The sequence below is a fragment of the Staphylococcus sp. EG-SA-17 genome (assembly GCF_017151845.1).
Lineage (GTDB): Bacteria > Bacillota > Bacilli > Staphylococcales > Staphylococcaceae > Staphylococcus > Staphylococcus aureus.
In genome coordinates, this window is sequence record NZ_JACVZO010000005.1 from 98,121 (window position 1) to 110,295 (window position 12,175).

Below are 12,175 nucleotides of genomic sequence, written 5' to 3' on the forward strand. Positions count from 1 at the left end.
TTTAAGTAAATGGTTAATTACAGCCCCACCGATACAGTTTGATTGATTTACATTTGACGCATTGTAAATGTCATACTTTCAATTACATTCGTTAAGGCATTAGCTGTATCTAAAGATGTCAAACATGGAATACCATTTTCAACTGTAGTACGTCTAATTTGGAAGCCATCTCTTTCTACTTCTTTACCTTTAGTCATTGTATTTATAACGATTTGAACATCACCATTTTGAATACGTGTTAATAAATCGTTTTCGCCACCAATTTTGCCTACTACTTCTGCAGGTATGTCATACTCAGCTAATTTATTAGCTGTTCCAGACGTTGCTAAAATTTTATAGCCAACTTCATTTAAGCGTTGTGCCAATTTAACAACTTCCTCTTTATCTTTGTCACTGACGGTCATTAATACTGTACCGTGATCTTTAACTTCAACACCACTACCTGTTAACCCTTTGAATAACGCCTTTTCTAATGTAGTATCTTTCCCCATTACTTCACCTGTAGACTTCATTTCAGGTCCTAAAGTAATATCAACATTTTTCAATTTATTAAAACTAAATACCGGTGCTTTCACAAATACACCCTCAGCATATGGTTGAACCCCTTCTTGATACCCCATATCTGTTAGTTTTTCCCCAATGATTGCTCGCATAGCTAATTGTGCCATTGGAATATCAGTAATTTTACTTAAGAATGGTACCGTTCTACTAGAACGTGGATTTACTTCTAAAACATACACACCATCGTGAGCTATAACGAATTGAATGTTGATTAAGCCAATGATGTTTAAACCTTTAGCTAATTTTATAGTATAGTCCTCAAGTGTTGCTAACTCGTCTTCTGTCAAAGTTTGTGGCGGATATACAGCGATTGAGTCACCACTATGCACACCAGCACGTTCAATATGTTCCATGATTCCTGGAATAATGACCGTTTCTCCATCACAAATCGCATCAACTTCAATTTCTTTACCAGTTAAATATCTATCGACTAGTACCGGATGTTCCGGACTCGCTTTTACAGCCTGGGTCATATAGTTTTCTAACTCTTTGTCATTGTCTACAATTTCCATTGCGCGACCACCTAATACATAAGAAGGTCTTACTACAACCGGATATCCGATTTCTGCAGCATTCGCTAATGCTTCCTCAGGTGATGTAGCTGTTTTCCCTTGTGGCTGTGGCACGTTAATTTTTCTTAATAGTGCTTCAAATTCTTTTCTATCTTCAGCACGATTTAGATTTTCTAGTGAAGTACCAAGTATTTTAACACCATGTTTAGCCAATTTGTCTGCTAAATTAATCGCTGTTTGTCCTCCAAATTGTACAACGACACCTTTAGGTTTTTCTAAATTAATGATATTCATCACATCTTCTTCAGTTAAAGGTTCAAAGTATAATTTGTCAGAAATTGAGAAGTCTGTTGAAACTGTTTCTGGATTGTTATTCACAATTATCGCTTCGTACCCTGCTTTTTGAATTGCCCAAACGGCGTGAACTGTCGCATAGTCAAATTCTACACCTTGGCCGATTCGAATTGGTCCAGAGCCTAATACTAAGATTTTTTCTTTGTCAGTAACTATGGATTCATTTTCAGTTTCGTATGTACCATAATAATATGGTGTTGAAGATTCAAATTCAGCTGCGCAAGTATCAACCATCTTGTAAACAGGTTTAATATCATTTTCCATACGCAATTGATATACTTCTTCTTCTGTCATATTAAAGCGATGCGCTATTGTTTTATCACTAAATCCATAATCTTTTGCATATTTAAGATATTCTAAATCACCTTGATGTTCTTTTAATTGATGCTCAATATCAATAATGTTTTGGAACTTGTGTAAGAAGAAGTAATCAATCTGAGTCATATTATGAATTTCTTCTAATGTTGTGCCTCTTCTAATTGCTTCGCCGATGAAAAATAATCGTTCATCATCTTGGTGTGAAATACGTTCTTTAATATAATCAAGATCGAAGCTTTCACCATTTGGTAATCCTAAGTGATGCACACCATACTCAAGTGATCGAATTGCTTTTAACAATGATTCTTCGTAAGTTCGACCAATGGCCATAACTTCACCTGTTGCTTTCATTTGTGTGCCAAGCTCTCGTTCTCCTTTTTCAAATTTATCAAAAGGAAATCTTGGTATTTTTGAAATCACATAGTCTAAAGTTGGTTCAAACGCTGCATAAGATGTTCCTGTAATTGGATTTAACATTTCATCTAATGTTAGACCAACCGCGATTTTAGCAGCTAATTTTGCAATAGGATATCCTGTTGCTTTTGAAGCTAACGCTGATGAACGTGATACACGTGGATTTACTTCTATAATATAATAATCGAATGAATGGGGATCTAATGCTAATTGAACATTACAACCACCTTCGATACCTAAAGCTCGAATAACTTTTAATGAAACATCACGTAACATTTGATACTCAACATCTGATAATGTTTGGCTAGGAGCCACAACAATTGAATCGCCTGTATGAATACCAACTGGATCAATATTTTCCATGTTACATACAACGATGGCATTATCGTTTTTATCACGCATTACTTCGTATTCGATTTCTTTAAAACCTGCGATAGATTTTTCTAATAAACATTGCGTTGCTGGACTATAATGAAGACCATTTGAGACGATTTCATGTAATTCTTCATCATTATGACAAATACCGCCTCCGGTACCACCCATCGTAAATGCCGGTCTAACAATTAGCGGGTATCCCACTTGCTCTTTGAATTTAAAGGCTTGCTCTACTGTATTTACAATGTCACTCTCTGGTACAGGAACGTTTAAATCATTCATTAATGTTCTAAACATTTCACGGTCTTCTGCTTGTTGAATTGATGTTAGCTCAGTTCCTAATAATTGGACGTTATTATCTTGAAGCACACCACTTTCGTGTAGTTGAATCGCCATGTTTAAACCTGTTTGACCACCTAAAGTTGGAAGTAAAGCGTCAGGTTGCTCTTTACGTATAATTCGCGCTATAAAATCATGAGTTAACGGTTCGATATATACTTTATCCGCAATTTCCTTATCAGTCATGATTGTCGCTGGATTTGAATTTACAAGAATAACTCGGTATCCCTCTTCTTTTAAAGCTAGACATGCTTGTGTTCCAGCATAATCAAATTCAGCTGCTTGACCTATGATAATTGGCCCAGACCCTATTACTAAAATTGTTTTGATATCATTACGTTTAGGCATTGATATGACGCTCCTTTTCCTTAAAATTAGTCATCATTGCTACAAAATCATCAAATAGATAGTTTGAATCTGACGGTCCTGGATTTGCTTCAGGATGGTATTGAACAGAAAATGCTGGTAATGTTTTATGTTTTAAACCTTCTACAGTACCATCATTTAATGCAAGATGAGTAACTTCTAAATCAGTACTTTTTAACGAATCTATATCTATTGCATATCCATGGTTTTGACTCGTAATATCAACTTTTCCAGTCTCTAAATTTTTAACTGGATGGTTCGCACCACGATGACCAAACTTCATTTTAAATGAGCTTGCTCCTTGAGATAATGCAAAAAGTTGATGTCCTAGACAGATACCAAAGAACGGAATTTTCCCTAAAATTCCTTGAATCATTGGAATCGCACATTCTACAACTTCAGGATTACCTGGTCCGTTTGATAGCATAACGCCATCTGGAGCCATTGCTAAAATTTCTTCGGCAGTAGTTGTATATGGTACAACTGTGACGTTACAACCTCTGACGTTTAATTCTCGAACAATATTTTGCTTCTTACCAAAGTCTACAAGTACGACACTTAGATCCTTACCTGTCGAAACATACGGTGTTTTAGTCGAAACGATTTCTACCTCGTTTTTAGGTAATTCTACTTGTTGTAAATGTTTGACAAGTTGATCAATATCTTCTTTTCGATCAGTAAAACCAGCTTTTAACACACCGTGTTGTCGAATTTTACGCGTAATACTTCTTGTATCAACACCTGCAATCCCTGGAATTTGATGCAATTCTAAAACGTCATGAAGTGTCTTTTGCTGTCTAAAATTACTTGGATGCGCACTCGCTTCTTTCACTACAATACCGTTTAATGTAGGTACTAATGATTCAAAATCGTCTCTATTGATACCATAATTACCGATTAATGGATACGTAAAAGTAATGATCTGACCTGTATATGATGGATCAGAAATAGTTTCTTGATAACCTGTCATCGCTGTATTAAATACAATTTCTCCTACAGTTAAGTTATCAGATCCTAAACGGTAGCCTTCGTAAAAAGAACCGTCTTCTAACACTAGATAACGTTTGCTTTGCATATTATTTATCCCCCTCAAATTTAACTTCGCCTTCAACCATTGTTAAGATCGGATTTCCATAAACTTTATAGCCGATAAATGGTGTATTATCTGCTTTTGATAAGAAATCTTCTCCTTTAATTTCTTGTTCACTATCTAAATCAATGATTGTTAAATCTGCATAACCATTTTCTTTTAATGTGCCGTATTCTAAATTAAATGTCTCACATGGTTTAATTGTTAAGTAATCTACTAATTGTTGTAATGTCCAATCACCATTTTTTACAAAATGCGTATATAATAATGGGAATGCTGTTTCACTACCAACTATTCCGAATGGTGCTTTTTCCATTGGTTGCGCTTTTTCATCACGTGCATGTGGTGCATGGTCTGTTGCGATACAGTCAATTGTACCGTCTAGTAACCCTTCTAACAAAGCCTCTCTATCTTCAGTACTTCTCAATGGTGGATTCATTTTATAAATGGCTTTGTTACCAGGAATATCATCTTCTGTTAATAATAAATGGTGTGGTGTAACTTCAGCTGTAACATGAATACCTGCGCGTTTAGCGTCACGAATGACTCTAACACTTTCTTTAGTAGAAACATGACATACATGATAATGACAACCTGCTGCTTCAGCTAATAGTACATCTCTTGCGATTTGAACAGATTCACAAATGTTTGGAATACCTGGTATACCTAACTCTTTACTGCGTTTCCCTTCATGCATTGCACCACCATAGATTAATGAATTATCTTCACAGTGTGCTACGATGGCTTTGTTTACTTTTGCAGCTTCAATCATGCCTTCATACATCATGCTTGCAGTTTGTACTCCTACACCGTCATCTGTAAACGCAAAGGCACCTTCTTTTACTAGTGCTGGGAAATCAACCAATTCTTTACCTAATTGACGTGTTGTAATTGAAGCATAAGGTAATACACGTACTTGAGCATTGTCATCGATTAATTTTTGTAAAGCTTCAAAATGTTCTACAGAATCTGGTACCGGTCTTGTGTTAGGCATTGGACATACAGTTGTAAATCCGCCTCTAGCAGCAGCTTTAGTACCAGTTTCAATTGTCTCTTTATATTCACCACCAGGTTCGCGTAAATGAACATGAACATCGACAAATCCAGGTGACACAAAGTGACCTTTCGCATCTATGATGTCAACACCATTGCTTGGTTCAATTGCAGGTGCAATTTGTTTAATTACCTTACCATCAATTAAAATATCTGCTTGTTGTAATTCGCCATTTTGTAATACTTTACCGTTTTTAATTAATTTCATCATTTTCGTCCCCTTACCTATTTTAATAATTCATCAATGACTGCCATTCTTAAGTAAACGCCATTTTCCATTTGCTTAAAAATTCTTGATTTTGAAGCTTCTACTAAATCGCTTTGTATTTCTACTCCTCTATTCACAGGTGCCGGATGCATAACAATAGCATGTTCTTGTAATTTGTTATAGCGCACTTCATTTAAGCCATGCTTTTGATGATAATCATCTGCTGCAAATCTAGTTTCTTCTGCAAGCCCATGTCTTTCATGTTGAATTCTTAATAACATAACTATATCCACTGTTTCTATAACATCATCTATATTTACATAAGGTGCTTCTAGAGAATCATCAATCCAAGCATTTGGGCTATTAAACATTACGTTTGCACCTAATGCTTTTAAACTATGGTAATTACTACGTGCGACACGTGAATTTTTAATGTCTCCACAAATCAATACATTCAAGCCTTCAAAATATCCATATTCTTCATATATCGTCATTAAATCAAGTAAACTTTGTGTTGGATGTTGTCCACTACCATCACCAGCATTCGCAATTGGGATGTTAATATTCGCTAATTTTTCATAGTAGTTATTAAACGGATGTCTAATGACTAATAAATCACAGCCAATACTTTCTAAAGTTTTACATGTGTCATATAAAGATTCACCTTTTGAAACAGATGATGTTGATGTTTCAAAGCTAATCGTTTTTAACCCTAGCTTAAGTTCTGCCATTTCAAAACTACATTTTGTTCGAGTAGAATTTTCAAAGAATAAATTTGCGACATATTTCCCTTCAAAGTTTGGTAGTTGACGTTCACCAGATTTAAATTGACTTGCCTTTTGGATAAGTTTGTATATTTGATCTGTAGATAAATGTTCCATTGATAATAAATGATTCATAAAAGCGCCCTCCTTAATTTGTAAATCTTAATTGTTTTGTTTTTTCTCTTTAGGTAAGATTAAGTTCAAAATAATTCCTGAAAGTGCAGCTAATGCCATCCCCTCAATTTGAAGGTTGATACCAATTTCTTTTAAGTTAAATACTAAATTACCGATACCTACAACTAAAATTACTGAAGCTATAACTAAATTTCGATTGTTCGCAAAATCTACTTTGCTTTCAACTAACATTCTTAAGCCACTTGCTGCAATAATACCGAAAAGTAATATAGATACTCCTCCCATAACTGGTGTAGGTATAGAAGAAATTAATGCAGTGAACTTACCAATGAATGCTAAAACAATTGCTATAACTGCTGCACCACCAATGACGTAAATACTGTATATTCTGGTAATCGCTAATACACCGATATTTTCACCGTATGTTGTACTTGGTGGTCCACCAATAATACTGGCAAACATTGTAGAAACACCATCACCAATGATTGATTTATCAAGTCCTGGCTTTTCAAAGAAGTTTCTACCTACGATTTTATTCAGTACCATTTGGTGCCCAATATGTTCACTTACTGTTACGAACACAATCGGAATCATTACAAGTACAAGTCCTAAGTGAAATGAAGGTACATAATCTTTAAATGGCAGATAAATATGAGGGAAATCTATCCATTTTGCTGACATAATTGCATCAAATTTCACAATCCCCATAAAAATCGCTACCACATAACCTACGATAATACCTACAAGAACTGGAATTAAAGATAGGAATCCTTTAAAAAAACCTTGAACGACTATTGTTACAAGCAAGGTTATCATTGCAACAATTAAGAAACTGATATTGTAACCTTTCATATCTCCAGGATTTTCATACATTGCCATATTGACTGCAGTAGGCGCTAAGCTTAAACCAATTACCATGATGACTGGTCCAACAACAACTGGTGGTAATAATTTCATTAACCATGCTGTCCCACTTAATTTGATTAGAATTCCGATGATGACGTACATAACACCACTCATGAATAATGCTACAAGCATGTCTCCTAAGCTATGCGTACTTAATCCCGTGATAATTGGTGTGATAAATGCAAAGCTAGATCCCAAGTATGCTGGTATTTGCGCCTTCGTTATTAAGATATAAAGTAATGTACCGATTCCCGAAGCTAGTAACGCTGCTGATATTGGTAGTCCTGTTAAGAATGGTACTAGTACTGTTGCGCCAAACATCGCAAATAAATGTTGTAAGCTTAAAAATGCCCATTGCGCTGGTTGTGGTTTTTCATTTACATCTAGTACGGGTTTTACTGTTCGTTCAAACATTTCATCATTTTGCATAATATTCATTTCCTCCGATAATAAAAAAATCTCTTTACATCAGTATATGTAAAGAGACAAAAAGTGTGACAAGTTGCTACAAGTCATTTTCGTCCATAGAAATTGACTTATAGTTGTCGAACATGAGGGTATTATTAGATAAACAAGCATATGAAAACTTATTTATCATTCAACTCCCCCACCTTTTTCAGTCTCTCGTACTGAATTAAAAGGGGTATTATTTAATTATAACTGCATTTCTTTGATCCATTTCTTCTAAATAGACACTTACCGTTTCCTCTTTAGAAGTAGGTATATTTTTACCAACAAAATCTGCTCGAATTGGTAACTCACGATGTCCTCGATCAACCAAAGCAGCTAAACCAATTTTAATAGGTCTAGCATTTAGCAAAATAGCATCAAGTGAAGCACGAACCGTTCGACCAGTATACAGCACATCGTCAATAATGATGACTACTTTATCTGTAATATCTGTGTCGATGTCTATTGCGTCTTTTGTCGTAAGTGATGACATGTGCTCTTTATCATCTCTAAAGTATGTAATATCAATTGTTCCAGTAGGTATACGTTGTTGCTCAATTTGATGAATTTTATCTTGTATACGATTCGCTAAATATTCACCTCTTGTTTTGATACCTAAAAGAATTAAATTATCAGTACCTTTGTTATACTCCAAAATTTCATGAGCGATTCTCGTCACTGTACGTTGTATTGCGGCATCATCCATTATGATACGTTCAGACATATTCTCACCCTTTCAAAATTTAGAAACAAAAAACCTCATGTCTTTAATATCGACATGAGGTTTAGTATATACAATCAGCCTATATACATAGAAGAATCGTAGTATTACTACTTATTCTTGCATATGTGAAAGTGTTATGATCATTTTAGTATATATCTATATTTTCATGTCTTTGACGTCTCTCTGGACGCTCAATTAAAGACTCTTTATGTTGTACTTAAACTGTTATAAGGATAATACTAATCAGGCGCTTTGTCAATCTATATTGAAAAATTAACCGATCTAAGTAAAAATGTTAACCTTAATCTATTTTATAATGTGTTTTCATTTTAAAAAAACGAAAACGATAAATACTTATAGTTTACATAATAATGTTATCGTAATTATAGCACAACACAATTATGCATCTCTTTTTCGAATTGTATCTAATAAATCTTCAAAGTCTTGTGGTAATTCAGCATGTCTTTCAATATATTCACCTGTTACTGGATGTTCGAATCCAATAAGTCCAGCATGTAGAGCTTGACCACCAATATCCAATGTCTTTTTCGGTCCATACTTTGGATCACCAACTAATGGGAAGCCAATATATTTCATGTGCACACGGATTTGATGCGTACGTCCTGTTTCAAGTTGACATTCAACAAGCGTATAATCTTTAAAATGTTCTAGTACGTTAAAATGTGTCACTGCTTCCTTACCATCATCAACAACAGCCATAGATTGACGATCATTTTTGTTTCTACCAATTGGCGCATCGATTGTACCGTAATCATGAGGAATATTCCCGTGAACTAAAGCGATATATTTTCTTTTAACAGATTTATCCATTAATTGTTCTACAAGCCCACGATGAGCAATATCATTTTTAGCAACCATTAATAAACCAGAAGTATCCATATCTATACGGTGAACAATACCTGGACGAATTTCTCCATTAATACCTGACAAATTTTTAATTTGATACATTAAACCATTAACTAATGTATTGGTATAATGCCCTGGTGATGGATGAACTACCATGCCTTTCGGTTTATATACAACTGCAACATCGTCATCTTCATAATAAATATCTAAATTTAAATTTTCAGGTAGAATATCAGCTTCAACCACTTCTTTTTCAGTGACAACTATATGATCATTAAGTTTCACTTTATAATTAGATTTAACAACTTTATCGTTTGCAACGACTAAACCTGCTTTAATCCAATCTTGTATCTGGTTACGAGACCAATCACTATTTAATTCAGGCAGCAACTTATCTACACGCATACCTGTTTGTTCTTTATCTGTAATGTTAAATTCATAAGTCTCCATTACTTAACCTCCTTCTCCTTTTTATTGGAAGTATCCTTTAATAAGGCAATAATAATTAATATTACACCAATTGTTAAACTTGAATCTGCGATATTAAATATTGGAAAATCATAACCAAAAATATTTGTATCAATAAAGTCAACAACTTCTCCTGTTAAAATTCTATCAATAAAGTTTCCAAGTGCACCTGCAAAAAGTAAACTAATAGCAACTTGCATAAACAAATTATATTGAGCATCTTTAATAAAGAAATATACTAAGGCTATTAATATAATAATGGTAATAATAAAGAAAAATGTCATTTTTCCACTCAATATTCCCCATGCAGCACCATTATTTCGATGTGATGTTATGTTTAAAAAGTGCGGTATCACTTCAAATGAATCTCCAATTTTCATTGTAGTAGCTATAATATATTTAGTAACTTGGTCAAATATAACGACAAATACTGCTATTAAAATGGAAGTGCCAATAAAATATTTTTTGTGCATTTTCGTTCCTCCAATCAATCGTCCATGAGACAACTCTTTATATTATAGCTTACACCTGCTAATAAAAAAAGTAAGCATATTACATTAAATCTAATGTTACTAACTCAATACTTGATAAACTACTATGTTTTGACATTAAATATGAACTTAATTATTCATTTATCATATTTAAGATGACATTAAAAATTAGGAAACAGGCTGGGACATTAAGTTCTTAGGCAATTTAAAAAAGCTGTTTTCTATTAATTATTTGATAGAAATCAGCTTTTTTGATATGTATTTTATAATGTACAGCTCGTTGAGCTGCTATTTTCCTTATATTAAGTACCATTAATACAAAACCTAGCTCTCGTTTAACTTTATTTATTCCTCGAACTGACATTCTAGTGAAACCCAAAATAGCCTTCATAAATCCAAAAACAGGCTCTACATCAATTTTTCTTTAACTATAGATTTTTTTCGTTTCTGGTTCAGAAAGCTTTTGATTAATTTGGGCTTTAAAGTATTTCAAAGTAAAATTACATGTTAATACGTAGTATTAATGGCGAGACTCCTGAGGGAGCAGTGCCAGTCGAAGACAGGGCCCCACACAGAAGCTGACATATAGTCAGCTTACAACAATGTGCCGGTTGGGGTGGCTGAGACGGCACCCTAGGAAGGGACCCGTCATCAAAAATTCTATTTATAGAATTTTACAGTAATGTGCCAGACGGGCAAAGCGAAGCCATTCAATACGAAGTATTGTATAAATAGAGAACAGCAGTAAGATATTTTCTAATTGAAAATTATCTTACTGCTGTTTTTTAGGGATTTATGTCCCAGCCTCCTTCATAGCTTGTATAAAAAGATCATTAAAAACGATTCATTATATGGTTCGTCCATTCAAAGCATATACTAACCTTCAACTTCGATATGATTAAAGCGATAATAGATACCATCCGGACCTTGTAAATTTAAATGTGTTGTTTCAAGATAATGAAAGTCAACAATTGCTAATCCATACGTATCAAAATTTTCTACACGTTTCGTTGCTGATACCCAATCATTCATGGCCAAATGTTGATAATAGCCATTCGATGCTAAAAATATTGAATAATCATCCATATATGCCGATTGCTCTAATCCAAAATAATCGAGGTAGTACTCTTTTACCTCTGATAAATGAATTGTCTTAATATGCAATGCACCTATAATAGCGTCATCTGGAATACCTAACCATAACAATTTTGTTGCATGACTCACTAATCTCGGTACATTTAATGGTCTAATATCAATTTTTACTAAATCATTTTGCCTCGTCCATTGCGCTTCGTCTTTATCAACATAAAATTTAAAACCGTTTCCTTCCGGGTCTTCAAAAAATAATGATAACGAAGCAGGCTGTATACCACCGTTAACTGGAATATCATATTCGCTTAAATGAATTAGTAAATTAGCTAAATCACTAATTTGAGGTAGTTTAATTGCGATATGAAACAGTCCCGCTTCGGACATTAAAGGTTCACGTCCATTTTGTAATTCAACAAGTGTAATGACATGATTATTTTGGCCTACTTCATATTGTATCGATGTTAATGTCTCATTTATAATATTTAATCCTAATACGTCCTCATAAAATGGCTTTAATTCATTCTTATCTCTTACATTTAAAGTGATACCATTTACAAAGTTTGCGTTACTGTTATGATACATTCAATTAACTCCTATCAAATTCAATATCTGTGCTTACTTTTACTTAAAATTATCGCGAACATAATTGAGAATAGCAACTATAACGCATTTATAAGCCTTAGAGAAT

General features: G+C 34.0%; 9 protein-coding genes and 1 pseudogene. All 10 read right to left on the reverse strand.

Going from position 1 to position 12,175, the window contains the following annotated elements:
* Window positions 1–47: 47 nt before the first annotated feature.
* The 10 genes and pseudogenes from carB to IDG65_RS04010 all read right to left on the reverse strand — a co-directional run bounded on the left by carB (window position 48) and on the right by IDG65_RS04010 (window position 12,069).
* Window positions 48–3,221: a carbamoyl-phosphate synthase large subunit gene (carB, locus tag IDG65_RS03965; RefSeq protein WP_001126264.1), complete on the reverse strand. Its 3,174-nt coding sequence runs from the start codon at window positions 3,219–3,221 to the stop codon at window positions 48–50.
* A complete protein-coding gene (locus IDG65_RS03970) occupies window positions 3,214–4,314 on the reverse strand; it encodes a carbamoyl phosphate synthase small subunit (RefSeq protein ID WP_001190913.1) in 1,101 nt (366 codons plus the stop codon). The genes carB and IDG65_RS03970 overlap by 8 nt, the downstream gene beginning before the upstream one ends.
* Window position 4,315: 1 nt before the next feature.
* Window positions 4,316–5,590: a dihydroorotase gene (locus IDG65_RS03975; RefSeq protein ID WP_052997630.1), complete on the reverse strand. Its 1,275-nt coding sequence runs from the start codon at window positions 5,588–5,590 to the stop codon at window positions 4,316–4,318.
* Window positions 5,591–5,607: 17 nt separating this feature from the next.
* Window positions 5,608–6,489, reverse strand: coding sequence for an aspartate carbamoyltransferase catalytic subunit (locus IDG65_RS03980; RefSeq protein WP_001016166.1), 882 nt, complete (start codon window positions 6,487–6,489; stop codon window positions 5,608–5,610).
* 27 nt (window positions 6,490–6,516) lie between these two features.
* Window positions 6,517–7,824 (reverse strand): uracil-xanthine permease family protein, encoded by a 1,308-nt coding sequence (locus IDG65_RS03985; RefSeq protein ID WP_001178619.1) that lies wholly within the window; start codon window positions 7,822–7,824, stop codon window positions 6,517–6,519.
* Between the two features lie 217 nt (window positions 7,825–8,041).
* Window positions 8,042–8,569, reverse strand: coding sequence for a bifunctional pyr operon transcriptional regulator/uracil phosphoribosyltransferase PyrR (gene pyrR, locus IDG65_RS03990; RefSeq protein WP_061385117.1), 528 nt, complete (start codon window positions 8,567–8,569; stop codon window positions 8,042–8,044).
* Between the two features lie 399 nt (window positions 8,570–8,968).
* Window positions 8,969–9,886: an RluA family pseudouridine synthase gene (locus IDG65_RS03995; RefSeq protein WP_000451303.1), complete on the reverse strand. Its 918-nt coding sequence runs from the start codon at window positions 9,884–9,886 to the stop codon at window positions 8,969–8,971.
* Complete coding sequence (gene lspA, locus IDG65_RS04000) at window positions 9,886–10,377, reverse strand: signal peptidase II (RefSeq protein ID WP_000549207.1); 492 nt, start codon at window positions 10,375–10,377, stop codon at window positions 9,886–9,888. The genes IDG65_RS03995 and lspA overlap by 1 nt, the downstream gene beginning before the upstream one ends.
* Before the next feature lie 223 nt (window positions 10,378–10,600).
* Window positions 10,601–10,897, reverse strand: a pseudogene (locus IDG65_RS04005) (transposase); the annotation flags it as partial.
* Between the two features lie 374 nt (window positions 10,898–11,271).
* On the reverse strand, window positions 11,272–12,069 hold the full coding sequence (locus IDG65_RS04010; RefSeq protein WP_000274854.1) for a VOC family protein: 798 nt from the start codon (window positions 12,067–12,069) through the stop codon (window positions 11,272–11,274).
* Window positions 12,070–12,175 lie beyond the last annotated feature (106 nt).